General features: G+C 68.1%; 24 protein-coding genes and 2 pseudogenes. 9 read left to right on the forward strand and 17 right to left on the reverse strand.

All coding sequences use genetic code 11. The features are described 5' to 3' along the window. Window positions 1-284: pseudogene (locus A5708_RS17025) on the reverse strand (hypothetical protein); the annotation flags it as partial. 112 nt (window positions 285-396) lie between these two features. Here A5708_RS17025 and A5708_RS17030 point away from each other — a divergent pair. From A5708_RS17030 to A5708_RS17040, 3 genes and pseudogenes are all read left to right on the forward strand, one after another. After that, a complete protein-coding gene (locus A5708_RS17030) occupies window positions 397-1131 on the forward strand; it encodes a response regulator transcription factor (protein ID WP_065029756.1) in 735 nt (244 codons plus the stop codon). Next, window positions 1128-1535 (forward strand): annotated as a pseudogene (locus A5708_RS17035) (two-component sensor histidine kinase); the annotation flags it as partial. The gene A5708_RS17030 and the pseudogene A5708_RS17035, both read left to right, overlap by 4 nt. Window positions 1536-1719: 184 nt before the next feature. Then, window positions 1720-2136, forward strand: coding sequence for a nitroreductase family deazaflavin-dependent oxidoreductase (locus tag A5708_RS17040; protein WP_155766052.1), 417 nt, complete (start codon window positions 1720-1722; stop codon window positions 2134-2136). Here the strand turns inward: A5708_RS17040 and A5708_RS17045 are convergent. Genes A5708_RS17045 through A5708_RS17055 form a run of 3 tightly spaced genes read right to left on the reverse strand, consistent with a single transcriptional unit; the run spans window position 2133 to window position 4106 of the window. Then, complete coding sequence (locus A5708_RS17045) at window positions 2133-2489, reverse strand: DoxX family protein (protein ID WP_065029759.1); 357 nt, start codon at window positions 2487-2489, stop codon at window positions 2133-2135. The genes A5708_RS17040 and A5708_RS17045 overlap by 4 nt on opposite strands. A gap of 9 nt (window positions 2490-2498) precedes the next feature. Beyond that, window positions 2499-3632 carry an SPFH domain-containing protein gene (locus A5708_RS17050; RefSeq protein ID WP_065029760.1) on the reverse strand — a complete coding sequence of 378 codons (1134 nt, stop codon included), beginning with the start codon at window positions 3630-3632 and terminating at the stop codon, window positions 2499-2501. 36 nt (window positions 3633-3668) lie between these two features. Then, entirely contained in the window at window positions 3669-4106 is a 438-nt protein-coding gene (locus A5708_RS17055) for an NfeD family protein (RefSeq protein ID WP_065029761.1), read from the reverse strand. A gap of 57 nt (window positions 4107-4163) precedes the next feature. Between A5708_RS17055 and A5708_RS17060 the strand changes: the two genes are divergently transcribed. Beyond that, window positions 4164-5108 carry a hypothetical protein gene (locus A5708_RS17060; RefSeq protein WP_065029778.1) on the forward strand — a complete coding sequence of 315 codons (945 nt, stop codon included), beginning with the start codon at window positions 4164-4166 and terminating at the stop codon, window positions 5106-5108. 52 nt (window positions 5109-5160) lie between these two features. Here A5708_RS17060 and A5708_RS17065 read toward each other — a convergent pair whose 3' ends face one another. From A5708_RS17065 to fabG1, 3 genes are read right to left on the reverse strand one after another with little or no spacing between them, the layout of a single operon-like run. Beyond that, window positions 5161-6204, reverse strand: a complete 1044-nt coding sequence (locus A5708_RS17065; protein ID WP_065029762.1) for a ferrochelatase — start codon at window positions 6202-6204, stop codon at window positions 5161-5163. A 6-nt stretch (window positions 6205-6210) separates the two neighbouring features. Further along, window positions 6211-7020 carry an NADH-dependent enoyl-ACP reductase InhA gene (gene inhA, locus A5708_RS17070; protein ID WP_065029763.1) on the reverse strand — a complete coding sequence of 270 codons (810 nt, stop codon included), beginning with the start codon at window positions 7018-7020 and terminating at the stop codon, window positions 6211-6213. 43 nt (window positions 7021-7063) lie between these two features. After that, on the reverse strand, window positions 7064-7819 hold the full coding sequence (fabG1, locus tag A5708_RS17075) for a 3-oxoacyl-ACP reductase FabG1 (RefSeq protein ID WP_065029764.1): 756 nt from the start codon (window positions 7817-7819) through the stop codon (window positions 7064-7066). 113 nt (window positions 7820-7932) lie between these two features. Between fabG1 and A5708_RS17080 the strand changes: the two genes are divergently transcribed. Then, on the forward strand, window positions 7933-9483 hold the full coding sequence (locus tag A5708_RS17080; protein WP_065029765.1) for a hypothetical protein: 1551 nt from the start codon (window positions 7933-7935) through the stop codon (window positions 9481-9483). A gap of 19 nt (window positions 9484-9502) precedes the next feature. Here A5708_RS17080 and A5708_RS17085 read toward each other — a convergent pair whose 3' ends face one another. The 6 genes from A5708_RS17085 to A5708_RS17110 all read right to left on the reverse strand — a co-directional run bounded on the left by A5708_RS17085 (window position 9503) and on the right by A5708_RS17110 (window position 15784). Next, entirely contained in the window at window positions 9503-10510 is a 1008-nt protein-coding gene (locus tag A5708_RS17085; protein WP_065029766.1) for a VWA domain-containing protein, read from the reverse strand. Continuing rightward, on the reverse strand, window positions 10507-11457 hold the full coding sequence (locus tag A5708_RS17090; RefSeq protein WP_065029767.1) for a DUF58 domain-containing protein: 951 nt from the start codon (window positions 11455-11457) through the stop codon (window positions 10507-10509). Before A5708_RS17090 ends, A5708_RS17085 begins: the two co-directional genes overlap by 4 nt. Beyond that, window positions 11454-12584, reverse strand: a complete 1131-nt coding sequence (locus A5708_RS17095; RefSeq protein WP_065029768.1) for an AAA family ATPase — start codon at window positions 12582-12584, stop codon at window positions 11454-11456. The genes A5708_RS17090 and A5708_RS17095 overlap by 4 nt, the downstream gene beginning before the upstream one ends. A gap of 164 nt (window positions 12585-12748) precedes the next feature. Further along, complete coding sequence (gene ripB, locus A5708_RS17100; protein WP_065029769.1) at window positions 12749-13483, reverse strand: NlpC/P60 family peptidoglycan endopeptidase RipB; 735 nt, start codon at window positions 13481-13483, stop codon at window positions 12749-12751. A gap of 25 nt (window positions 13484-13508) precedes the next feature. After that, on the reverse strand, window positions 13509-14957 hold the full coding sequence (gene ripA / locus A5708_RS17105) for an NlpC/P60 family peptidoglycan endopeptidase RipA (RefSeq protein ID WP_065029770.1): 1449 nt from the start codon (window positions 14955-14957) through the stop codon (window positions 13509-13511). A gap of 239 nt (window positions 14958-15196) precedes the next feature. After that, window positions 15197-15784, reverse strand: coding sequence for a DUF6676 family protein (locus A5708_RS17110; protein WP_065029771.1), 588 nt, complete (start codon window positions 15782-15784; stop codon window positions 15197-15199). A gap of 204 nt (window positions 15785-15988) precedes the next feature. Between A5708_RS17110 and A5708_RS17115 the strand changes: the two genes are divergently transcribed. Both A5708_RS17115 and A5708_RS17120 read left to right on the forward strand, forming a co-directional pair. Continuing rightward, on the forward strand, window positions 15989-18799 hold the full coding sequence (locus A5708_RS17115; protein ID WP_065029772.1) for an aconitate hydratase: 2811 nt from the start codon (window positions 15989-15991) through the stop codon (window positions 18797-18799). A gap of 25 nt (window positions 18800-18824) precedes the next feature. Then, a complete protein-coding gene (locus tag A5708_RS17120; protein WP_065029773.1) occupies window positions 18825-19406 on the forward strand; it encodes a TetR/AcrR family transcriptional regulator in 582 nt (193 codons plus the stop codon). 38 nt (window positions 19407-19444) lie between these two features. Here the strand turns inward: A5708_RS17120 and A5708_RS17125 are convergent, their stop codons facing one another. The 4 genes from A5708_RS17125 to trxA form a co-directional block, all read right to left on the reverse strand. Continuing rightward, window positions 19445-19654: a helix-turn-helix domain-containing protein gene (locus A5708_RS17125; protein WP_065029774.1), complete on the reverse strand. Its 210-nt coding sequence runs from the start codon at window positions 19652-19654 to the stop codon at window positions 19445-19447. Window positions 19655-19797: 143 nt separating this feature from the next. Then, window positions 19798-21435, reverse strand: a complete 1638-nt coding sequence (locus A5708_RS17130; RefSeq protein ID WP_065029775.1) for an ABC-F family ATP-binding cassette domain-containing protein — start codon at window positions 21433-21435, stop codon at window positions 19798-19800. 26 nt (window positions 21436-21461) lie between these two features. Beyond that, window positions 21462-22271, reverse strand: a complete 810-nt coding sequence (locus A5708_RS17135; protein WP_065029776.1) for an enoyl-CoA hydratase — start codon at window positions 22269-22271, stop codon at window positions 21462-21464. Between the two features lie 56 nt (window positions 22272-22327). Beyond that, window positions 22328-22681 carry a thioredoxin gene (gene trxA / locus A5708_RS17140; protein ID WP_044485223.1) on the reverse strand — a complete coding sequence of 118 codons (354 nt, stop codon included), beginning with the start codon at window positions 22679-22681 and terminating at the stop codon, window positions 22328-22330. Window positions 22682-22858: 177 nt separating this feature from the next. Here trxA and A5708_RS17145 point away from each other — a divergent pair, with 177 nt between their 5' ends. Both A5708_RS17145 and A5708_RS27880 read left to right on the forward strand, forming a co-directional pair. Next, on the forward strand, window positions 22859-24685 hold the full coding sequence (locus A5708_RS17145; RefSeq protein WP_065029777.1) for an acyl-CoA dehydrogenase: 1827 nt from the start codon (window positions 22859-22861) through the stop codon (window positions 24683-24685). An 81-nt stretch (window positions 24686-24766) separates the two neighbouring features. Beyond that, window positions 24767-25478 (forward strand): DUF5666 domain-containing protein (locus A5708_RS27880; protein WP_081292990.1); only part of this gene is annotated, 712 nt, incomplete at its 3' end.

The following is a 25478-nucleotide window of genomic DNA, read 5'->3' on the forward strand; positions in this document are numbered from 1 at the left end:
GTGGTGTCGGCGACCAGGATCAACCGGCTGCCATCGGGTAGCGGGTGCACGACGGCCGTCGCGGTCGCATCCGGCGGCGGCCCGGGCGGTGGCGGCGGGGGCGGCCCGACGCTGACGATCCAGGCGAAGGCGATCGCCGCGATGGTGCCGACCGCGCCGAGCAGCACGCCCGCCACTCCGGCGCCGATCACCACGCCGGTGGGGTAACGGCGCCGCTCGGGTGCTTGGTAGGCCACCGGCGCCGGCGCGGGTGGATTGGTGTTGATGTCGTCGTTCGTGGTCATGTCACGGACGTTAAGAGCCGGGGCTGAAGTGGGGCTTAAGAAATGGGCCACCGCCGTGCCCTGGAGGTGACCGCTTCAGGTTCATCTCAGAACCGGCGCCGACAATGGGGGTATGACGGATCCGCGGCAGGCCGACAGTTGTTCGCCCGCGCGCCGGTCGGATCGGTTCAGCGTCGGCACACCGCGGGTGCTGGTGGTCGAAGACTCCGAGACCATCCGGGAGATGGTCGGCGAGGCGCTCACCGATGTCGGCTATCACACCGACGCCCGCTGCGACGGCGACGGCCTGGAAGAGGTTCTCGACGGGATGCGCCCCGACCTGGTGGTGCTCGACGTGATGCTGCCCGGGCGCGACGGGTTCGAATTGATCGACGTCATCCGCGAATGGGGTGACATCGGGATCGTCCTGATCACGGCGCGCGACGGGCTGCCCGATCGGCTGCGCGGGCTCGACGGCGGGGCCGACGACTACGTCATCAAGCCTTTCGAATTGGCCGAACTGGTGTCGCGGGTCGGTGCGGTGCTGCGCCGTCGCGGCCGGCTGTCGGAGGTGATTCAGGTGGGCGACGTCACCCTGGACCTCGGCGCCGGCGTGGCCGCACGCGGCGGACACCGGCTGGATCTGACCGCGACCGAGCTGCGCGTGCTGGCTTTCCTGGTCGAGCAGCGCGGCCGGATCGTCAGCGCGGGCCAGATCCTGAACGGGGTGTGGGGCTACGACGCCTACGACCCCAACCTGGTGCAGGTCCACGTCAGCGGGTTGCGGCGCAAGCTCGAGGCGCACGGGCCGCGGATCCTGCACACCGTGCGCGGCATCGGCTATCGCCTGCAGGCCGAGCGGTCATGACGGACGCGTCGACGACGCCGACGCCGTCGCTGCAACGTCGCGTGACGCTGGTGGTGCTGGCACTGCTGGCCGTCCTGTTGGTGGTGCTCGGAGTCACCATCGACATCACGATGGGTGTTCTCGCCCATCGCAATCTGCACGATCGGCTGCTGGCCGCGACCTCTCGCGCCGACGCGTTGAGCGCCGCGCACACCTCACCCGACCTGCTCGCCGCGGAGCTGAACGGCGGCGGGATCCGGGCGCTCGTGGTCACGGCCGACGGCACCGCGTACGGCGACCGCGCGATCAGTCCCGAGCTGAGCGGCGGGGAGGTCGAGCCGCCACCGTTCTATCCGCCGCCGCCCCCGGGCGAGGGATTCCCGACACCGCCCGCGCCGACGCCCGCATCCCCCACGCCGCATCCCTGACAACTGAACCTGTCGCCGTGACGATGCCTGAGATCGTCACGGCGACAGGCGTCGGCCCAGTACCGTCTCGGTTATCCCGACTACCGTGGAGAGCCGCATGACATCGGACAACACCGGAGCCCGCCGGTTCCCCACCGGCGTCGCCGGCCTGGCCGGACGGCTACTGAGGTCGCGCCGCCTCATGCGCGCACCGATCTGGATCTATAGGGCCCGCGCGGGCGCGTTGTTCGGTTCGCGCATCCTGCTGCTCGAGCACGTCGGCCGCAAGTCGGGCCTGCCGCGCTACGCGGCGCTGGAGGTCGTCGACCACTCCCCGCCCGACACCTACGTCGTCGCCTCCGGCTTCGGCCGGAAAGCCCAGTGGTTCCGCAACATTGAAGCCAACCCTCGGGTGCGGGTGTATACCGGCAGCCATGCGCCCAGAACCGCGGTCGCGCGGGTGCTGACCACACCGGAGGCCGATCGCACCCTGGCCGCCTACCGAACCCGTCACCCCAAGGCGTGGGAACGGATGCGCCCGGTGCTGGAGCAGACGCTCGGCGTCCCGATCACCGACACCGATACCCCGCTGCCGCTGGTCGAGTTGCGCCTCGACTAGTTGTGGTCCGGCCCCTTGATCGTCATCGCGGCGACCAGCGCCAAAAACAGCGCTGCCGGAAGGCCGTTGACGACCTTGTCGCGCACCCGAACGTGCGCGCCGACCGCCAGCACGAAGTACAACGTCAGCATCGCCGTCGTCAGCCGCGCCAGCGCCGGAAAGCGGTGGACCGACAGCAGACCGACCGCGGCGGCCGCCTTCACCGCCGGCAGCACGGGCCGGATGTTCTCCGGGACGCCCACGTCATCGAGGACCTTCTTGATGGGGGCCACCTGGACGCCGCACGCCACCGCGTCGACGGCGTGGAACACGCCGAGCGCCGTGTAGGTCTTCGGGGAAGTCAACACACTCATGCGTCAATCCTAGGGAGTCAGCTCCCCCGCCGGGCCGTCCGCCGGCTGACGTGCGATCGCCTCAGCCTTGGCCACCGCCCGGGCGATGGCGGGGTCGGTTTCGGTGCAGAACCAGTCGGCGACGTCGGCATCGTCGTCGGCGCTGTGCTTGGGCGCGTCCTCGACGGGTGACGGCTGGAAGCGGAACACGCCGTCCTGGCCTGGGGTTCCCAACAGCTTGGTGAATCCCTGCAACGCCGCGTTGAAATCGCTGGGCACCACCCACACCTTGTTGGCGTCGCCGCGCGCCATCTCCGGCAGCGTCTGCAGATACTGGTAGGCGAGCATTTCGGGGGTGGGCCGGCCGGCCTTGATCGCGGCGAACGTCTTCTCGATCGCCTTGGCCTGGCCCTGCGCCTGCAGGTACGCCGCGGCGCGTTCACCCTGGGCGCGCAGCATCCGGGACTGCCGGTCGGCCTCGGCGCCCAGGATCGCGGCCTGCTTGGCGCCCTCGGCGGCCAGGATCTGCGCCTGCTTCTGACCCTCCGCCTCCTTGATCGCCGCCTCGCGCATACCTTCGGCGGTCAGGATCATGGCCCGCTTCTCGCGGTCGGCCTTCATCTGCTTTTCCATCGACGCCTGGATGGACGGCGGCGGGTCGATGCTGCGCAATTCGACCCGGGCGACGCGCAGCCCCCAGCGGCCGGTGGCCTCGTCCAGCACGCCGCGCAGCTGCCCGTTGATCTGGTCGCGCGACGTCAGCGTCTGCTCGAGCGTCATGCCGCCGACGACGTTGCGCAGCGTGGTGGTGGTCAGCTGCTCCACGCCGACGATGTAGTTGCTGATCTCGTAGACGGCCGCCTGGGGCACGGTGACCTGGAAGTAGACCACCGTGTCGATGTTGAGGGTCAGGTTGTCCTCGGTGATCACCGGCTGCGGCGGGAACGACACCACCCGCTCGCGCAGATCCACCCGGGCGCGAACCCGATCTATGAACGGCACCAGCAGCGTCAGTTGCCCGCTGACCGTGCGGCTGTAACGTCCCAACCGTTCGATCACCGCCGCCTCTGCCTGAGGTATCAGCGCCACCGACTTGGCCACCACGACCATGGCGAAGATGACCAAGACGGCCAGCAGCACCAATCCAGCAACCGCACCTTGCATCGGACTTCCTTTCCTTCGCAGCGGTTCTCGCCGCCGCTACAGACTGCTCCTGAAGACCACCGCGGTGGCACCGTCGATCTGCATGACGGTGACCGGCTCACCGGGTTCGTAGACTTCGCCGTCGTTGAGCGGGCGCGCCGTCCACACCTGGCCGTCGAGTTTCACCTGGCCCTCGTCGCGTGCGACCCGCTCGAGCACCAGCGCGGTCTTGCCCTGCAGCGCCTCGATTCCCAAGCGCGGCATCCCGGCCGGCGTCAGCCGTCGCTTCAGCGGCGGACGAACCAGCACCAGCAACAGCACCGACACGACCAGGAACACCGCGCCGTTGGCCCACACCGGCCAGTCGGTCAGCCAACTGGTTAGCGAGGCGGCCAGTGCGCCCCCACCGAGCATCACCAAAAACAAATGGCCGGTAAGTGCCTCCGCACCGGCCAGCACCAGCGCGAATATTAGCCAAAGCAGCGCGGCGGGCATGCGGCAAGAATACGCGTGATCCGCGTTTGCCGGGCAAAACAACTACACTGCGTGATCGTGTGGTGTCCCAGTGTTTCGCTGTCCCTGTGGGCCAATGCCTGGCTCGCCGGAAAGGCCGCGCCCGACGACGTCCTGGACGCGTTATCCGTTTGGGCGCCAAAGCAATCGGTGACCGCGTATGATGCCGTCGCCGCGGGCCACACCGGCCTGCCCTGGCCCGACGTGCACGACGCCGGAACGGTCACTTTGCTGCAGACATTGCGTGCCGCGATAGGCCGGCCGACGTCGACGCCGGATGCGCTCGGCCTGATGCGCGGGACGATCAACGTGGTTTTGCCGGTGCCGGGCGACGTGCGCGGGCTGGCCCCCGGAACGCAGTTCGAGCGCGACGCCCTGGCCGCCGGTGAGGCGGTCATCATCGCCAATCCCCGCAACCCCGCCGCCGCCGTCGGCCTGGTGCCCGAATTCTCCTACGAGGACGACGAGGACGCGCCCGACGATTACGAGACGCGGCTGGCCGAGCTGTGCGCGCTGACCTGGACGGTGTACTCGCTGCCCGGCGCGCCGGTGCTGGACCATTACGAGCTCGGCGACGCCGAGTACACGCTGCGGTCGGCCGTGCGCTCGGCCGCCGACGCGCTGAGCGCCATCGGGCTGGGAGCCGCGGCCTCCGACGTGGACGACCCGCGTGGGCTGGTCGAGCAACTACTGGAATCCGCACGGCAACACCGCATTCCCGACCACGCGCCGACGCGCGCGCTGCGGGTGCTGGAGAACGCCGCGCACGTCGACGCCATCATCGCGGTCAGCGCGGGGCTGAGCCGATCCGACTCTCCGGACCGTTTCACCGCGCCCGTCGCTGCGGGCCCGGAACCGCTTGGAACGCAGTCATCGTCGGAGGCGCGCATCGCCGGCGACGCGTTGCGACCGCTGACGGCCGTGGTGCGTTCGGCGCGGATGGCGGCCGTGACCGCGATCCTGCATTCCGCCTGGGGCGACTAGTCCGGATGGCACCGACCCGCTTCGCCCGGCTGCGCCGCGCTCGCGATCGCCGCTAGTCCCGAGGGCCGGTGCCGGCCGCGCAGTGCGGCGGGCGACACGGCGCGCCGTTGGCGCTGGCCAGGCAGCCCGGCACCGGGTCCGGCCCGGCCACCCTCTCGGGCGTTCGGCCATAGCGGAGTTCGTCGATCAGGTCGGCGGCCAGTTGCGCGAAACGCGGATCGGCGTTGGGCGTCGAGGCCCGCACCATTGCCACGCCCGCCGCCTGCGCCTGGGCCGCCAGCTCGTTGTCGAGGTCCCACACCACCTCGATGTGGTCGGCCACAAACCCGATCGGGCAGACGATGACGGCCTCGGTGCCGGCCTGCGCCAGGGCGGCCAGGCGGTCGGCGACGTCGGGCTCCAGCCACGGAACCTGAGGCGGCCCCGACCGGGACTGCCACGCGAGGTCGTACTCGGGATATCCGGCGGCGGCCGCCACAAGGCTTGCGGCATAGGCGACTTGGCGGCTGTACAGCCGCGGGCCCAGCCGGTCGTCGGCGGCCACCGGGATGGAATGCGCGGTGAACACCAGGCGCGCGCCGGCCTGTTGCTCGGCGGTCAGAGCGCCCGACGCCGCACCGACGGTGTCGGCGAAGATCTGCACGAACCGCGGGTGGTCGAAATAGGGCCGCAGCTTGACTAATTCGGGCGCATCCGGCCCGGCGGCCTCGCGCGCCCGCGCGATGTCCTCGACGTATTGCGTGCAGCTGGAATAGCCGCTCCATGCCGACGTGGTGAAAACCGCGGCCCGACGAATTCCGTTGTCCCGCATCGCCGCGACGGTGTCTTCGACGTAGGGCTCCCAGTTGCGGTTGCCGAAGTAGACCGGCAGGTCCAGGCCGCGGCCTTCGAGCTCGGCGCGCAGCTGCTGAATCAGCGCCAGGTTGATCCGGTTGATCGGCGACACCCCGCCGAAATGCAGGTAGTGCTCGGCGACATGGTCGAGCCGTTCCGGGGGCACATTACGGCCCCGGGTGACGTTCTCCAAGAACGGCCGAACCTGCTCGGGACCTTCCGGCCCACCGAAGGACAGCAGCAGGACGGCGTCGAATTCCATGAGGCTTTACAGCAATTGGGTGCTTGCGCCACCGTCGGCGTAGATGATGGTCCCCGTCGTCGCCGGCAGCCAGTCCGACAGCAACGCGCACACCGTCTTGGCGACGGGCGTCGGGTCCTTCATGTTCCAGCCGATGGGGGCGCGCTGGTCCCAGCCCTCTTCGAGCAGCTGCATCTGCGCGCCGGCCTCTTCGCCGAGCGCACCGCCGACGATGGCGCTCATGGCCAGCGTCCGGATGGGTCCCGCGGCAACGAGATTGGAGCGCACACCGGACTTGCCCGCCTCGCGCGCCACGAACCGGTTGACCGATTCCAGCGCGCTCTTGGCCACCGTCATCCAGTTGTAGGCCGGCATCGCCCGGCTGGGGTCGAAGTCCATGCCCACGATGGAGCCGCCGGGGTTCATGATCGGCAGCACCGCCTTGGCCAGCGAGGCGTACGAATACGCCGAGATGTGAATGCCTTTGGAGACGTCCTCGTACGGCGCATCGAAGAACGGGTTGATGCCCATCCCCGTCTGCGGCATGAAACCGATCGAGTGCACCACACCGTCGAGCTTGTTACCCTCGCCGATCTCGGCCGATACCCGCTCGGCGAGCGAGTTCAGGTGCTCCTGGTTCTGCACGTCGAGTTCGATCAGCGGCGCCTTCTCCGGCAGCCGGTCGGCGATGCGCTGAATCAGGCGCAACCGGTCAAACCCGGTGAGCACCAACTGCGCTCCCGCCTCCTGGGCCGCCTTGGCGATGTGAAACGCAATCGACGAATCGGTGATGATCCCGGAGATCAGGATCCGTTTGCCGTCGAGCAGTCCTGCCATGTCCGTCCTTAAATCTAATCGAAATCCGTTGTGGGGGTTGAAGTCAGTGGCCCATGCCCATGCCGCCGTCGACCGGGATGACCGCACCGGCGATGTAACTCGCGTCCTCGGACGCCAGGAAGCTGACCACCCCGGCGACCTCCGCGGCGGTGCCGACCCGCTTCGCGGGGATGAATTCCAGCGCCCCGGCCTGAATCCGCTCGTCCAACGCGCGGGTCATCTCGGTGTCGATGTAGCCGGGGGCCACCACGTTCGCGGTCACCCCGGCCTTGGACAGCTCGCGGGAGATCGAACGCGCCATGCCGATCAGGCCGGCCTTGGCGGCCGCGTAGTTGGACTGGTTGCCGATGCCCCAGCTGCCGGACACCGAGCCGATGTAGATGATCCGGCCGAACCGCTTCTTCTGCATGCTGCGTGCCGCGCGCTGGGTCACTCGGAACGCCCCGGTGAGGTTGGCGTTGATGACCTCCTCGAACCGCTCCTCGGTCATCCGGATGAGGAACGCATCCTTGGAGATACCGGCGTTGGACACCAGCACCTCGACCGGGCCCTGGTGCTCCTCGACCTCCTTGAAGGCGCGGTCGATGGCGTCGTTGTCGGTCACATCGCACTCGACACCGAACAGCCCCTCGGGCGCCCCGGATCCGCGGTGCGTGACGGCCACCTTGTGGCCGTCGGCGGCCAGCCGCTGTGCGATCGCCAGCCCGATTCCCCGGTTTCCGCCGGTGACCAGGACTGAACGGGATACGAATGCCGGTTTGACGCCGTTGGCGGCGAGTTCGGTGGCTGCTTCAGTCACCCGGCCAACTTATCGCCTCGGCCCGCCAGAGCTGCAATCGGCTCAGCGCGATCCCAGCCCAAGGCACTCACCGCTGCACGAACCCGGGGCGACTCCCCTAGGATCTGAGCCTCATGGCCGCAGCCCCGACCCGTCTCTTCAGGATCGACACCCGAGCCGCGGCACTCTTCGCGGTTTGCTGCGGCGGCCTGCTCGCCCTGCTGCTGGTGCGCAATCACGGGCTGTTCGGCCATCCTGTCTACGAGGCCGGAGATCCGGCGGCCAACTCGATTCTCACCATGCAGGCCAAGCATTTCGCCCTGCTGACCGGGCACTACTCCAGGGTCGGTTTTCACCATCCCGGTCCGGCTTTCTTCTACGTGCAGGCCGCCGGCGAATGGTTGCTGCACGACGTGACGGGTCTCGTTCCGGCGGCCTACAACGGGCAGGCGATCGCGATCATGGCCCTGAACGCGGCGCTGATCGCACTCGCGCTGACCATCCTCTATTCCTGGGTGCGTTCGACACCGGCGGTGCTCACGGCGGCCGGCATCACCCTCGTCTTCCTCGCCGAACACCCCCAGCTGGTGTGCTCCACCTGGATGCCGCACGCCTGCTTCGCGCCGTTCCTTCTCTACCTCGTCGCGGTCGCGTCGGTGGCGGCCGGACGGCTGCGCCACCTGTGGATCATGGTGCTCGCCGGCGGCCTGCTGGTGCACGGGCACGCCGAATTCCTGGCCCTGGTGCCAATGCTTGCGCTGGTGGCGCTCGTGCCCAGGCGGCGCCAGTTGCTCACGCACCGCCGCGACGTGCTGGTCGCCTCAGCGGTGTTGGCGTTGTTCCTGCTTCCGATGGTGCTCAACGTGGCCCTGCACTGGCCGGGCGAGATTCCGCAGTACCTGGCCTATGGCCACCGCGCCCCGAACCCTCCGGTCGCGGCCGCGCGATTTCTCGTGCAGTTCTGGGGCCCGGGTCCCGCCCTCGGCGCGGTGTTCCTGGTGGCGTTGTTCGCGGCGGATCTGGCGCTGGTCCGCAGGCTGTCACACCCCGGCATCGACGAGGCGGTGTACGACTTCTCCCGCCGGCTGCTTCGGGTCACCGCCGTGGCCACCGCGCTGTTCGCCTTCTACTGCTGGTACGGCGTGGACCATCTCTGGCAGTCCTACATTGGCGTCTTCTCCTACGCGTTGCCGCTGGTCTTGCTCATCCTGGGGTCGACGGCGCTGGTGGTGCTGGCGGTGTCGCGGCAGGAGCTGGTCGGCCGCCGCTTGGCGGCCGGCGTCGCGGCGGTCAGCCTGGCGGTCGGGGTGGCGCTCGCCCTCACCACGGACTCCCTGCGCCGAGACCGCGACGAACTGACGGGCGTGCCCGTCGCACTCGACTACCTGGTCGCGCACGCCCACGGTAAGCCGATCGTGCTGCAGACACGCACCGACGAATCCTGGGCCGACGCGCTCGCGCTCCTCGACGCCGCCACCCGGGACGGACAGCGCGCCTGCCTGGCGCAGGAACGCTGGCGGCTCCAGGCCACCCCGCAGTTCATGTGCACGCCGCAGGAGCTGGCCGGCGGGGCGCGCTTCACGCTCAGCCGCGTCGACCCGGTGGCGCCGGGTGTCCCGGTGGTGCCGAACCTCAATCCGATTCCGGCGTCCTACCCGCCGTCGGCGATCATCGCCGCCGGCTGACGGTCACCTCGGCCGAACGCTAGGTCGGTAGGCGCCGATTGATCAGCAACGCCGCCAGCGCGGCCAGCGCCAGCACCACCGCGCCCAGCCGCACCCAGCCCACGCTGGCATCGCCCTTGATGGTCTCGTAGCCGATCTGCTGCTGCAGCGTCGCGTACACGGATTTCAGTTCCTGCAATGACGCTGCGTTGTAAGCGTTTCCACCCGAGAGCTGGGCGACCTTCTTCAGCGTCTCGTCGTCGACGGGCACCGGCTGGCGTTGGTCGTTGATCTCGACGAAGCCGTACGGGGTGCCGAAGGAGATGGTCGAGATCGGCACGCCCTGGTCCTTGGCCGTGCGCGCGGCGGTGAAGGCGCCCTTCGGGTTGTCCGGGTTGGTCGGCATCGTCTCCTTGCCGTCGGAGAACAGCACGATGCGTGCCGGCGGCGGTTTGTCGCCGCCCCCGATCACCGCGCCCACCGTCGCGATGGCCTGCAGGGCGGTGTAGATGCCCTCCCCGGTCGCGGTGCGGTCCGCGTACTGCAGTTTGTCCAGCGCGGTCTTGGTCGATTCGCGGTTGGTCGTCGGCGACACCAACACCGTCGCGGTCCCCGCGTAGGCGATCAGCCCGAGGTTGATGCCCGGGGTCAGCTCTTCGGCGAACTGCTTGGCGGCTTCCTGCGCGGCCGCCATCCGGGTGGGCTGTACATCGGTGGCGCGCATGGACTGCGAGACGTCGATGACCAGCATCACCACCGCGCGGTTGCGGGGGATCCGGACGTCGTTCGTCGGGCCCGCCATCGCGATGGTGAACAACACCAGCGACGCGATGAGCAGAATCGCCGGCACGTGCCGCCACTTGGGCGGCCGTTTCGGGGCGACGCTTTCCAGCAGCTCCATGTTGGCGAACCGCAGCATGCGGCGCTGCCGCGCCAGCTGCATCAGGATGTAGAGCGCGGCCAGCCCCACGACGACAAGCAGGAACAGGAAGAACCACGAATGTTCAAAGCCCGACAACGACATTGGGCCGAGTAGCGGCAGGGTCACTGCCGCCCTGCCAATGCACCGCGCCGGCGGGATTCGACAAAGCGCACAATGTCGGCGATCCAGTCACGGTCGGTGCGCAGCGTCAGGATCGGAGCCCCGCAGCTGCGGATGGTGCGCGCCACGTCGGCACGGTGCGCCGCGGCGGCCTTGGCGAAATCGTCGCGCAGCTGAGCGTCGATGGTGAACTCACGGGTGACGCCGGACTCGGCGTCCTGCAGCACCACGTCGCCGATGTCGGGTAGCTCGACGTCGCGGGGGTCCAGCACCTCGACGGCCAGCACCTCGTGCCGGGCCGCGACGGCCCGCAGCGGGCGCATCCAGTTGATCGGCCCGAGGAAGTCGCTGATGATGACCGCCATGCCGCGGCGGCGTTCCGGGCGGCGCAGCGAGTCGATCGCCGTCGCCAGGTCACCACGCACCCCGACCGGGGCCCGGGGGGTGGTGGCGATGGTGCGCAGCAGCGTCTGCTCATGCTGGCGCCCGGAGCGGGCCGGCACCCGGGTGATGTTGGCGCCGGTGGAGACGATCGCGCCCAGCCGGTTGCCGCCCCCGCTGTTGAGGAACGTGATGGCGGCCGCGGCCGCGACGGCCAGGTCGCGCTTCTCGCACACGGTGGTGCCGAAGTCCAGGCTCGCCGACATGTCGACCACCAGCCAGGTTTCCAGCTCGCGATCGGCGATCATCTGCCGCACGTGCGGGTGCGTGGTGCGCGCGGTGACGGCCCAGTCCATCCGGCGGACGTCGTCACCCGGCTGATACTCGCGCGACTCCCCCGGCTCCGAGCCCGGCCCCGGGATCAGGCCGAGGTGATCGCCGTGCAGCACCCCGTCGAGCTTGCGCTTGACGGTGAGCTCGAGGGTGCGCAGCGCCGCCGACAGCTTCGGGTCGTCGATCTGACCCCGCTGCATCGATGGCGGATGGACCGCCGGCCGCTTGGGGTCGGTCACCGACCGCTGGCCGCGCCGGCGGGTTGCATCACCGGGGGCACCGAATGACCTTGCTGCGGAACGGCATTCACCTGAGGCAGGGCAACCGTCTGCAGCACCCGGTTGATGACGATCTCCGGTGAGATCTCGTCGGCCAGCGCGTCATAGGTGAGCACCAGCCGGTGGCGCAGCACGTCGGGGATGACGTCCACGACGTCCTGCGGGATCACGTAGTCACGGCCGCGGACCAGCGCCAGCGACCGGGCGGCGGCGATGATGCCCAGCGAGGCACGCGGGGACGCACCGAAGGAGATCCACGTCTTGACGTCGTTCATGCCGAGCTGTTCGGGATGCCGGGTCGCGGTCACCACGCGCACCACGTAGTCGACCAGCGCGTGGTGGACGAAGACGTTGGCCGCGATGTCCTGCAGGCGCAGCAGGTCGCCGGTGTTCAGGATCTGCTTGGGCTCCGGCGGGCGCACGCCCATCCGGTAGATGATCTCCCGCTCCTCCTCCGGGGACGGGTAGCCGACGTTGATCTTGAACAGGAAGCGGTCGCGCTGGGCTTCGGGCAGCGGGTAGACGCCCTCGTGCTCGATCGGGTTCTGCGTCGCCATCACCAGGAACGGGTTGGGCAGCGGGAAGGTCTTGCCGCCGATCGAGACGTGGCGCTCCTGCATGACCTCCAGCAGCGCGGACTGCACCTTGGCCGGCGCGCGGTTGATCTCGTCGGCGAGCAGGAAGTTGACCACCACCGGGCCGAGCTCGGTGTCGAACTCCTCCTTGCCCTGTCGGTAGATGCGGGTACCGATGATGTCGGTGGGCACCAGGTCGGGCGTGAACTGGATGCGCGCGAACGTCCCGCCGACCACCTTGGCGAACGTCTCGACGGCCAGCGTCTTGGCCACACCGGGCACACCCTCGAGCAGCACGTGCCCCTTGGACAACAGGCCGACCAGCATGCGCTCCACCAGCTGGTCCTGGCCGACGATGATCCGTTTGACCTCGAAGATGGCCCGCTCCAGGGTCTGCACCTCGGCGGCCAGTCCATTGCCACCGCCCGTCGGCGCTTCGTGAGCCGGGCCGGTTTGCCCGCCCGGGCCCGAGTAACCGCTGGCGCCTGGCGGCGGCCCACCTGCTGATGTCATGAACTGCTACCTTCCACCGCTCAACCGACAAAGCTCAATCGGACACGACTGCTGGCACGACCGATGTCGTGGCGACGTGCCCGCGTCCAACTATTCCAGGCCCGCCGAATTCCGTCGACGCTGGTGCACCGGCCCGGGACCCGCCCGCCGAACCCGACGTGGGGTCAGTACTCGATGATCCTGGTCAGGAACGGCGTCATGCCGGGCTTACGAACCGGGCTGACCGTAACCTTGGCGGCGCTGCCCGACGCCTCGAGCATCTGGCCGTTGCCCAGGTACATGGTGACGTGCTGGCTGCCGCCCGGGCCGTAGAAGATCAGGTCGCCGCGCCGGGCCTGATCCGGCGGGATGTGGCGCCCGGCGTTGTACTGGTCACCGGAGAACCGCGGGATCAGCACGCCGACGCCGGCGAACCCGTACCGCATCAGGCCCGAGCAGTCGAAGCCGGTGATGTTGGCGCCGTCGCCGACGCCCTTGCTCGGTCCGTCCAGCGAGCCACCACCCCACGAATACGGCACGCCCATCTGCGAGCCCATCCGGCGGATCACGTACTCGATGGCCTGCCGGCCGTTTGCCCGCGGAATCTTGGCGCCGGGATTGCCGGGAGTGGCCGCCGCGGCGGGAGGGTCGCCACCGAGGTTGATCCCGAGCCCGCTCAAGAATTGCTTGCCCAGATCCATCGTGGTCTGGGTGGCCTGTGCGGTGGCCTGCAGCGACGCGTTGGCGACCGCGAGCGGGTCGCCGGGCGCTCCGGCGCTGATCTGGGCCGGCAGCGTGGGGTCCCACTGGCCAGGGTCGGCACCGGCGAGAGGAGCCTGCGCCGCCACAGAAAACATCAGCCCGGACACCACCGCGGTGATCCAGGCGAAGTTGATGAGACGAAACCGATTGCGGCGCATGGCTCCTCGTTCAATACTCACTCGATCACCACTCGATGTACCGGATCACGTAGGGCGTCATGCCGCTGGTGCGTACCGGGGCGACGCGGACCTTCAACCCGATATCGGGGGCCTCGAGCATCTGGCCGTCGCCGAGGTAGATCGTGACGTGCTGGCTGCCGCCCGGGCCGTAGAAGATGACGTCGCCGCGGCGCATCTGTGACGACGGGATCTTGCGGCCCAGGTTGTACTGCGAGCCCGAGTAGTGCGGCAGCTTGATGCCCACCCCGGCGAACGAGTACAGCACCAGCCCCGAACAGTCGAAGCCGGTGATGCCCGCGCCGGAGTCGATGCCCTTGCTCGGGCCGGCCGCGTTGCCGCCGCCCCAGGAGTAGGGCACGCCGATCTGCGACATGCCGCGCCGGATCACGTATTCGGTGGCCTGCCGGCCGTACACCCGGGGGATGCGCCCGCCGACGCCACCGGGCGCCGCGTTGGTGATGCCGGTGTCGTCGGGCTTGAGAATGCCCATCTGCTGCAGGAAGTTGCGGCCCAGACCGGCGGTGACCTGAGTCGAGGTGGCCGAGATGCCGAGCACCTGGTTGATCACCGCGATCGGGTCGCCGGGAACGTTGGCGCTCGGGATCATCGGCAACGTCGGGTCCCAGGCGCCATCCCACTGGCGGCCCCCGGACGACGGCGCCGGCGCGCCCGGCGATCCGGTCTCCCACCGGTCGCCCGACGCGGGCGCTCCCGGCCCGCCGGCACCCGCGGACCACTGCCGCGCGGCTTCGCGCTTGGCCGCCTCGAGCTTGACCTGAGCCTGATCCCGTTCGGCGGCAAGGCGAATGATGTCTTCGCGTTGCTGGTCGAACTTCTGCTTGGAGTTGGTCAGCGCCGCCACGGCGGCGTCCTGACTGGATTTGGCGTCGGCGGCGGCCTTATCGGCATTCTGCTTGGCCAGCCGCGCCGCCGATTCCTTGTTCACCTGCTCGGTGCGGGCCTGCTGCAGCTTGGCCATCACGGTCTGCGAGCTCGTGGTCAGGTTCTTGGCGGCGGCTTCGGTCGCGATGATGTCCTCGGGGCTGCTCGCCGTCAGGTAGCTGTTCGACGGACCGTTCATATAGGTGGCCGCGGCGAACGTGTCGAAGCGGCGCTGCGCCCCGGAGATGGCGATGTTGGCGTCTTTGACCGCTTGCTGGCTGGTCTCCACATCGTGCTGGGCGGTGGCCGCGTTGTCCCGCGCGGTCTCCACGTCGACCAGGGCCTTGTTGACGCTTTCCTGCTCGGTCTGGATTTCGGCGCTCAGGTTCTGCAGCCGCTGGTTGGCCTTGGCGACGTCGGCGATGAGTGCGGCCAGGTTGTCGGCGGTGGGATCGGCCCCCGCGAGGCCCGGCGTCGCGATCAGCAGCGCCAGGCTCAAAACGGATGGAACGACGGGCCGCACCAGCCTTGCGACCGGTCGCGCAGAAGACCCCCAGCGTGTGCGTCTCATTCGACTCAGGTCTCCTACGGCTCAACACGACGGGTGGCGCCAGCCACAGGTTCCCCGAAAGGCGCCAAAGACAACACCAGCATCATTTGCACCGTACGTCACACGGATAGGCCTGCAAACGCTCCACCGAAATCGCACTCTCTACGTGCGTTTAATGTGACCGAACAGTGACCTGCCCGGTTTGCCGCAGTCGGCCGTGAGGGTTCGTCGATGGAACCCGAAGAAGCGAATACCGGTGGCTACACGGCGGTATTGGTGTCGGCGGCGGGGGTTGCCGCGATGTCGTCCGTCGTTGCTGAGCGCTTGCTACGCAACTGCAACATGCGGGTGCCGACGGCCGCCACGAAGACGACGATCAGCAGGAAAATCGTCAGGCCGGTCCAGGGAAATTCGGGCGTGTCCAACTCGTGCAAGAAATGCTGCGCGGAGACCACCGGGTTGCCGGTCTTGGCGATGTCCTCGCCGGCCTCGAGCGTGACGCGGGGGAACTGCGTGCTGTAGCTGCCGACGTAGCTCGGGCTGAGCGTCAGCACCGTCGCATCGTGATAGTCCGCGCCGACCACCGTCGAGATATCGCGCAATGGGGTGTCGTTCGGGGGGTTGTGGTCGAGCAGCACGATCTTGAGGTTGATGCCGTCGGCGCGCGCGTGGTTGACCACGTCGAGCAGTCCCGGCATCGCCGACGGCGGGGCGCTGACCCCGGTGGCGGCGACCTGAGCCTTCACCAACGTCATGTCGACGTCCACCGGAATGTAGAGCGGCAGCGTCGAGTGCGAGAACACGGTGTCCTGCGGTAGCGGTGCAACGAACGAATCGTGCCCGGTCATCTGCGCCTCCTGCGGTAGTGCTAGAGGCACCGTACGCGACTTCACCGTCGGGGGTTTAAACCGGCGGCCGCGGCGATAAGACTGGTTTCAGCGGTGCCGTCGTAATGCAGGACAAGCGTACTGTTAAAGTCGGCACGACTAGTTTGGGACGACCCGCCGACGCCAGCCCGTCGCGGTGGGAGAACTAAAGACTCTGGAGTTGAAGTGACTGATTCTGTGAATTCGTTCGAAGCCCGCGACACCCTCGAGGTCGGCGACCAGAGTTACCAGATCTATCGTCTCGACGCCGTCCCCAACACCGAGAAGCTCCCCTACAGCCTCAAGGTGCTGGCCGAGAACCTGTTGCGCAACGAGGACGGCGCCAACATCACCAAAGACCACATCGAGGCCATCGCGAACTGGGATCCCAAGGCGGAACCCAGCATTGAGATCCAGTACACGCCCGCCCGCGTCGTCATGCAGGACTTCACCGGCGTGCCCTGCATCGTCGACCTGGCCACCATGCGCGAGGCCATCGGCGAGCTCGGCGGCAAGGCGGACAAGGTCAACCCGCTCGCACCCGCCGACCTGGTGATCGACCACTCGGTGATCGCCGACCTGTTCGGCACCCCCGACGCGTTCGAGCGCAATGTCGAGATCGAGTACCAGCGCAACGGCGAGCGTTACCAGTTCCTGCGCTGGGGCCAGGGAGCTTTCCAGGACTTCAAGGTGGTGCCCCCGGGCACCGGCATCGTGCACCAGGTCAACATCGAGTACCTGGCCAGTGTCGTGATGGAGCGCGACGGCGTCGCCTACCCCGACACCTGCGTGGGAACCGACTCGCACACCACGATGGTCAACGGCCTCGGTGTGCTGGGCTGGGGCGTCGGCGGCATCGAGGCCGAGGCCGCGATGCTGGGCCAGCCGGTGTCGATGCTGATCCCCCGTGTGGTCGGCTTCAAGCTGACCGGTGAGATCCAGGCCGGCGTCACCGCAACCGACGTCGTGTTGACCGTCACCGAGATGCTGCGAAAGCACGGTGTGGTCGGCAAGTTCGTCGAGTTCTACGGCAAGGGTGTTTCCGAGGTTCCGTTGGCCAACCGCGCCACGCTAGGCAACATGAGCCCCGAATTCGGTTCCACCGCAGCCATTTTCCCCATCGACGAGGAGACCATCTCCTACCTCAAGTTCACCGGCCGCACCGACCGGCAACTGGCACTGGTGGAGACCTACGCCAAAGAGCAGGGGCTGTGGCACGACCCCGACCACGAGCCCGCCTTCTCGGAGTACCTCGAGCTCGACCTCTCCACGGTGGTGCCGTCGATCGCCGGACCCAAGCGCCCGCAGGATCGAATCGCCTTGTCGGCGGCCAAGTCCACCTTCCGCGACCAGATCCTCAGCTACGTCGACGGCGACGGGAAACAGGGCTACTCGAAGCTGGACGAGTCGGTCGAGGAGACCTTCCCGGCCAGCGATCCCGGCGCGGTGTCGAACGGGCATGCCGACGACGTCCCCGAGGTGCACTCGGCAGCCGCACATGCCAAGGGCCGCCCGAGTAACCCGGTGACCGTAAAGTCCGACGAGCGAGGCGAATTCGTGCTCGACCACGGCGCGGTGGTGATCGCCGCGGTCACGTCGTGCACCAACACCTCCAACCCCGAGGTGATGCTGGGTGCCGCGCTGCTGGCTCGCAACGCCGTCGAGAAGGGACTGGCGTCCAAGCCGTGGGTGAAGACCACCATGGCACCCGGCTCGCAGGTGGTCAACGACTACTACGACAAGGCCGGCCTGTGGCCGTATCTGGAGAAGCTCGGCTTCTACCTGGTCGGCTACGGCTGCACCACCTGCATCGGCAACTCCGGTCCGCTGCCCGACGAAATCTCGAAGGCCATCAACGACAACGACCTGTCGGTGACCGCCGTGCTCTCGGGCAACCGGAACTTCGAGGGCCGCATCAACCCCGACGTCAAGATGAACTACCTGGCGTCGCCGCCGCTGGTGGTCGCCTACGCGCTGGCCGGCACCATGGACTTCGACTTCGAATCCCAGCCGCTCGGCAAAGACAAAGAAGGCAACGACGTCTTCCTGAAAGACATCTGGCCGTCGCAGCAGGACGTCTCCGACACCATCGCCTCGGCGATCAACCAGGAGATGTTCACCAAGAACTACGGCGACGTGTTCAAGGGCGACGAGCGGTGGCGCAACCTGCCCACCCCGAGCGGCAATACCTTTGAGTGGAACGCGGATTCGACCTACGTCCGCAAGCCCCCGTACTTCGACGGCATGCCGGCCGAGCCCGAGACGGTCGCCGACATCACCGGCGCCCGGGTGCTGGCGCTGCTGGGCGATTCGGTGACCACCGACCACATCTCCCCCGCCAGCAGCATCAAGCCGGGAACCCCGGCGGCGCAGTATCTCGACGAGCACGGCGTGGAACGCAAGGACTACAACTCCTTCGGCTCGCGGCGCGGCAACCACGAGGTGATGATCCGCGGCACGTTCGCCAACATCCGGCTGCGCAACATGCTGCTCGACGACGTGTCCGGCGGCTACACCCGCGACTTCACCCAGGACGGCGCACCGCAGGCGTTCATCTATGACGCGGCGCAAAACTATGCGGCGCAAGACATTCCGCTGGTGGTGCTGGGCGGTAAGGAATACGGATCGGGTTCGTCGCGAGACTGGGCCGCCAAGGGAACGCGGCTGCTGGGCGTCCGCGCGGTGATCGCCGAGTCGTTCGAGCGGATCCACCGCTCCAACCTGATCGGCATGGGCGTGATCCCGTTGCAGTTCCCCGACGGCAAGTCGGCCACCGACCTTGGGCTGGACGGCACCGAGGTGTTCGACATCACCGGGATCGAAGAGCTCAACAACGGCAAGACGCCGAAGACGGTGCACGTCAAGGCAACCAGGGACGGAAAGGACGCGATCGAGTTCGACGCGGTGGTGCGTATCGACACACCCGGCGAGGCCGACTACTACCGCAACGGCGGCATCCTGCAGTACGTGCTGCGCAACATGCTCAAGTCCGGCTAGTCCCGGCCCGAATCCACCTCACCCAGTGCCCAAGGTCAGCGAGGACCATCTGGCGGCTCGACGCCGCCAGATCCTCGACGGCGCCCGCCGTTGCTTTGCCGAATACGGCTACGAGCAGGCGACGGTGCGTCGGCTGGAGAAGGCGATCGGGATGTCGCGCGGCGCGATCTTCCACCACTTCCGGGACAAGGACGCGCTGTTTTTCGCCCTCGCCCACGAGGACGCCGAACGGATGGCCGACGTGGCCTCCCGCGCGGGACTCATCCAGGTGATGCGCGACATGCTGGCCGCGCCGGACCAGTTCGACTGGCTGGCCACCAGATTGGAGATCGCCCGCAAGCTGCGCAACGATCCCGCGTTCAGCCAGGGATGGGCGGAACGTTCGGCCGAGCTGGCGGCTGCGACCACCGATCGGTTGCGCCGGCAGACGGAGGCGCACCGGGTGCGCGACGACGTGCCCGGCGACGTGCTGCAGTGTTATCTGGAATTGGTGCTCGACGGCCTGGTGGCTAGGTCGGCGTCCGGCGAGGACCCGCAGCGCCTATCCGCGGTCCTGGACCTGGTGGAAAACTCGGTGCGCCGCAACGACTCTGAGAAGCGATCGTAACGTCACTGCGAACAAGGGGACGTGATTTCGCAGTGTCGCTACGCCCGCGCGACCTTGGCGGTCCGGTTGGGGCCGCCGCGGCTGCGCATCGTGGTGCCCGACTCCCGCAGCAAGCTATGCACCGACCCGTAGGACCTGCCGGTCTTCGCGACCAGGCTGCGGATGCTGGCGCCGCCTTCGTAGGCGTGGCGCAGTTCGTCCAACAACTGGTCGCGCGTCTTGGCCGACCTTTGCGGTGTTCTCTTCATGGCTCCTCCGGCGCGGGACACGGTCGCAAGCACCCAGCGTAAGAAGCCGCTGTCGGTCGCGGGCCGATTTCGCCAAATCGCCTGCGAAGTCGTGGCGATCGCGAGCGCGGCGCAGCCGGGCGAAGCGGGTCGCCGCCATCAGATCAGGCGAGCTCGATGAGGTCCCGGTATTCGTCGGACCAGAAGTCCTCGGTGCCGTCGGGCAACAGCACGACGCGCTGCGGGTCGAGCGCCTCGGCCGCACCCGGGTCGTGCGTCACCAACACCACCGCGCCCTGGTAGCTGCGCAGCGCGTCGAGCACCTGCTCGCGCGAGGCCGGGTCGAGGTTGTTCGTGGGCTCGTCGAGCAGCAGCACGTTGGCGGTGGAAGCCACCAAACCAGCCAGCGCCAGCCGCGTCTTCTCACCGCCGGACAGGGTGCCCGCCGGCTGGTCGAGCTGGGGGCCGCTGAACATGAACGCGCCCAACAGGCCGCGCAGATCCTGCTCGCCCGAATCCGGTGCGGCATGGCGGATGTTCTCCCACACGGTCGCGTCGTTGTCGAGCGTGTCGTGCTCCTGGGCGAAGTAGCCGATCCGCAGCCCGTGCCCGGGCTCGAGTCCCCCGGTGTCGGGCGCCTCGGTGCCGGCCAGGATTCTCAGCAGCGTGGTCTTGCCGGCACCGTTGAGGCCCAGCACCACCACCCGCGAGCCGCGGTCGATCGCCAGGTCGACACCGGTGAACACCTCCAACGACCCGTAGGACTTGCTCAGCCCGGAGGCCACCAGCGGCGTGCGCCCGCACGCCGCTGGGTTGGGGAACTTGATGCGGGCCACCTTGTCGGCCACCCGCTCGTCGTCGAGTGCGGCCATCATCCGGTCGGCGCGGCGCAACATGTTCTGCGCGGCAACGGCTTTGGTGGCCTTCGCGCCGAGCTTGGCGGCCTGCGAGCGCAGCGCGGTGGCCTTGCGTTCGGCGTTCGCGCGTTCCCGGCGCCGGCGCTGCTCGTCGGTGGCCCGCGCGTCCAGGTATTTCTGCCACGTCATGTTGTAGACGTCGACCTCGCCGCGCACCGCGTCCAGGAACCACACCCGGTTGACGACGTCGGCGAGCAGTTCGACGTTGTGGCTGATGATCACCAGCCCGCCGGTGTGCGCGCGCAGGAAGTCGCGCAGCCAGCCGATGGAATCCGCGTCCAGGTGGTTGGTCGGCTCGTCGAGTAGCAGGGTGGTCGACGAACCCGACATGCCCGCGCCGCCCTCGGACGCGGCGAACAGGATGCGCGCCAACTCCACCCGGCGGCGCTGCCCACCGGACAGCGTGCGCAGCTGCTGCGTCAGCACCCGTTCCGGCAGGCCCAGACTCGCGCAGATGCGGCTCGCTTCGCTTTCCGCGCCATAGCCGCCCAGAGCGACGAAACGCTCCTCCAGCTGCCCGTACCGTCGGATCGCGCGGTCGCGGGCGTCGTCGTCGGCGACCTCGGCCATCAACGCCTGCTGCTTTTCCAGGTCGGTCAGCAACACGTCGAGACCACGGGCCGACAGCACCCGGTCGCGGGCCAGCACGTCGAGGTCGCCCTCTTTGGGATCCTGTGGCAGATAACCGATTTCGCCGGCGCGGTTGATCGCGCCCGCGTAGGGCTCGGTCTCCCCCGCCAGGATGCGCAGCGTGGTGGTCTTACCTGCGCCGTTGCGGCCCACCAGCCCGATGCGGTCGCCGGGCTGCACGCGCAGGTCGGGACCGTCCGGGGAGAGCAGGATGCGCGCACCAGCGCGGACCTCCAGGTCCGTGGCCGTGATCACGATCGCTCTCCTTGTTGAAAAGACGCCTATTTGTCGTCGGTGAACACCGGGGGTCGTCGTTCTGCGCGCGCGGCAACCGCTTCTTCGAAGTTGGCGCTGAGCAGGCGGACGAAAAGCTGTCCCAAGCCTTCGGCTTGCATGTGCCCTTCCAGGCTACCGGCGTCCAGTCCACTCCACAGCGTGCGCTTGGTCAACTCGATGCCCGGCCGCGAGAAGGCCGCTATGCGCGCGGCGATGGCGTAGCAGGTGTCCAGCAGCTGCTCCTCGGGCACCTGGCAGGACACCAGCCCGATGCGCTCGGCCTCCTCGGCGGTGATGTCACGGCCGGTCAGCATGATTTCGAAGGCGCGCGACGAGCCGATGGCCCGCGGTAGCAGGTAGGACAGCCCCAGCTCGCTGGCGGTCAGCCCGTTGTTGATGCCGGCGGCGCGGAAGTACGCGCTGGTCGAGGCCACCCGGATGTCGGCGGCCAGGGCCAGACACAGGCCGCCGCCGATGGCGGGGCCGTTGACCGCGGCGATCACCGGTTGGTGCAGCCGGCGCAGCGCCAGGATGACCTCATCGAGGATCTCCATGGAGCGCAGCGCGTAGGTCGGGCGGGTCAGTCCCTCGACGTGGGGCACGGAGCCCGCGGACTTGTGATCGGCGCCGGAGGAGAAGCCGCGACCGGCCCCGGTCAGCACGACCACGCGCACCGAATTGTCGTACGTGACCTTTTCCAGGGCCTCCTTGAGCGGCAGCATGACGTCGAACGCCATCGAGTTCATCCGCTCGGGCCGATTCAGGGTTATCAGCGCGACGCCGGGCCGCGGGTGATCTACCAGTACCAAACTCACCCATGCAACCTAGCGCGTAGCTAACCGTGGTTCTGCGCGCAGCGCGGACGCGGGGCTTATTCGGCTTGCCCGGCCTCGGCGGCGTCGACGTCGAAGGCGCGGACTTGTTGGACCAGGTCCTCCAAAGCGGCCGGCGGCAGGGCACCGGGCTGGTTGAACAGCAGTTTGCCCTTCTTGAACGCCATCAGCGTCGGGATGGACCGGATCTGGGCCGCGGCGGCCAGCTGTTGTTCGGCCTCGGTGTCGACTTTGGCGTGCACGATGTCGGGGTGTTTCTCCGCCGACGCCTGGAAAGTGGGACCGAACTGGCGGCACGGGCCGCACCAGGACGCCCAGAAGTCGACGAGCACGATGTCGTTGCCCTCGATGGTTTCGTTGAACTTCTCAGCGGTGAGATCAAGTGTTGTCACGTTTGCCGTAACGCCCGGCGCCGACGCGATGTTCCCCGATGCGCCGCGACTTCGGAATGCGGCTATCGATGGGCGGGGACACTCGGACCGGCACTGGTTACGGTTGCGTACGTTTTCCCGCGTCCGACAGACTGGGCCTGACGATCCGCCGCCTCGAGGACCAGTGAGGGAATCGCGTTGGGCCACTACATCGCAAACGTTCGTGATATCGAGTTCAACCTTTTCGAAGTGCTCGATGTCGGCGCCGTTTTGGGCACCGGCGGCTACAGCGACCTCGACGAGGACACGGTCAAAACGATATTGGCCGAGGCCGCTCGCCTCGCCGAAGGTCCGGTGGCCGAATCCTTCGCCTTCGCCGACCGCAATCCGCCGGTGTTCGACCCGGCCGAGCACAAGATCACGGTGCCCGACGAGTTGGCCAAGACGGTGGCGGCGCTCAAGGAGGCCGGCTGGTGGCGGCTGGGCATGGCCGAAGAGATCGGCGGCATGCCCGCCCCGCCGCCGCTGGCGTGGGCGGTCAACGAGATGCTCATCTGCGCCAACCCGTCGGCGAATTTCTTTTGCCTGGGCCCGTTCATGTCTCAGGCGTTGTACGTCGAGGGCAACGAGCAGCAGCGACAATGGGCCGCGCAGGGCGTGGAGCGGGGCTGGGCGGCCACCATGGTGCTCACCGAGCCCGACGCGGGTTCCGACGTCGGCGCCGGCCGCGCCAAAGCCATCGAACAACCCGACGGCACCTGGCACATCGAGGGCGTCAAGCGCTTCATCTCCGGCGGCGACGTGGGCGATACCGCCGAGAACATCTTCCATCTGGTGCTGGCCCGCCCGGAGGGCGCCGGACCGGGTACCAAGGGGCTGAGCCTGTTCTACGTGCCCAACTTCCTGTTCGACCCCGACACCTTCGAACTCGGCCCCCGCAACGGGGTTTACGTCACCGGGGTGGAGCACAAGATGGGCATCAAGTCCTCCCCCACGTGCGAATTGACCTTCGGCGCAACGGATGTGCCCGCCGTCGGCTACCTGGTCGGCGATGTGCACCGAGGCATCGCGCAGATGTTCACCGTGATCGAGCAGGCGCGCATGACGATTGGCGTCAAAGCCGCCGGCACGCTGTCCACGGGTTACCTGAACGCGCTGGCCTTCGCCAAGGAGCGGGTGCAGGGTGCGGACCTGACGCAGATGTCCGACAAGACCGCGCCGCGGGTCACGATCATCCACCACCCCGACGTGCGCCGCAGCCTGATGACCCAGAAGGCGTACGCGGAAGGGCTGCGCGCGCTCTACATGTATGCCGCCGCACATCAGGATGCCGCTGTGGCCCAACGTGTTTCGGGTGCAGATCCCGAGATGGCGCACCGCATCGACGATCTGCTGCTGCCGATCGTCAAGGGGGTCAGCTCGGAGCGGGCCTATGAGGTACTGACCGAGTCGCTGCAGACGCTGGGCGGTTCCGGCTTTTTGGCCGACTATCCGCTCGAGCAGTACATCCGGGATTCCAAGATCGATTCGCTCTATGAGGGCACCACCGCCATCCAGGCGCTGGACTTCTTCTTCCGCAAGATCGTGCGCGACCGGGGTCAGGCCCTGCAGTTCTTGACGACTCAGATCACCGCGACCATCGACGACTGCGACGAGGCGCTCAAGCCGATCGCCCAACTGGTGCAGACAGCGTACGACGACGTCACGGCGATGACGGGCGCGCTGACCGGTTACCTGATGTCGGCGGCCCAACACGCAGAAGAGATCTACAAGGTGGGGCTGGGATCGGTGCGCTATCTGCTCGCGGTGGGCGATCTGCTGATCGGCTGGCGGTTGCTGGTGCAGGCGATCATCGCGACCCGCGCGCTGGCCGACGGCGCCGGGAATGACGAAGCGTTCTATCGGGGCAAGGTCGCGACCGCGGGGTTCTTCGCCAAGAACATGCTGCCGAAGCTCACCTCGCTGCGCGGCGTGATCGAGTCGATCGACGACGAGATCATGAAGGTGACCGAAGAGGCGTTCTGAGCGCGGCAGATACACAGGTTAGGCACAGTTTAAACGGGTAAACCATGACGTTGGCTCTAACCGACGAATGGAGAAACGTTGATGTCTGCCAGCTGTCAAATGCCCCGGCTCACTCGCTTCGCGGTCTTCGCCGTTGCGGGAGCCGCCGCATTGTCCCTGTCCGCCTGCGGCTCTTCGAACAAATCCGGTTCCACATCCACCTCCACCTCAACCTCGACGTCCGTCGTCACGTCGACGACCACGTCGTCGGCCCCCAACGCCGAAGCGCGGGTCAGCGGTCTGATCGCCTCGGTAGCGGGCAACTCCATCCAGGTCACCAAGGAAGACAACGCGACCGCCTCGGTCAACTTCACGTCGACCACCAAGATCACCGAGGCCGTCCCGGCCGGGCTTCCGGACGTCACCCCGGGCAGCTGCGTCAGCGTGAAGCCGACGGAGGGATCGGCGCCCGGCCAGGCGGTGACCGCCGCGTCGGTGAAGATCAGCGAGTCCGTGAACGGCGCCTGCCCGAAGCCGCCGCAGTCCGCGCCCGGCGCTTCGACCACCACGCCGCCGTCCCTTGCGCCGTCGCAGGCGCCCGCGAAGCCGGCCTGGGTCCGGGGCTCGGTCGCATCCGTGTCCGGTAACACCATCAACGTGACCAACACCGATCCCAGCGGCAACACCACGCAAACGACCGTGACGGTCGATGACAAGACCAAGTACAGCAAGCAGTCGCCGGCGAACACCGACGCGATCACGCCGGGCAAATGCCTGTCCGCGCGCGGAACTCAGGACAACGGCGGGGCGCTGC

This window comes from Mycobacterium colombiense, from assembly GCF_001672755.1.
Classification (GTDB): domain Bacteria; phylum Actinomycetota; class Actinomycetes; order Mycobacteriales; family Mycobacteriaceae; genus Mycobacterium; species Mycobacterium colombiense_C.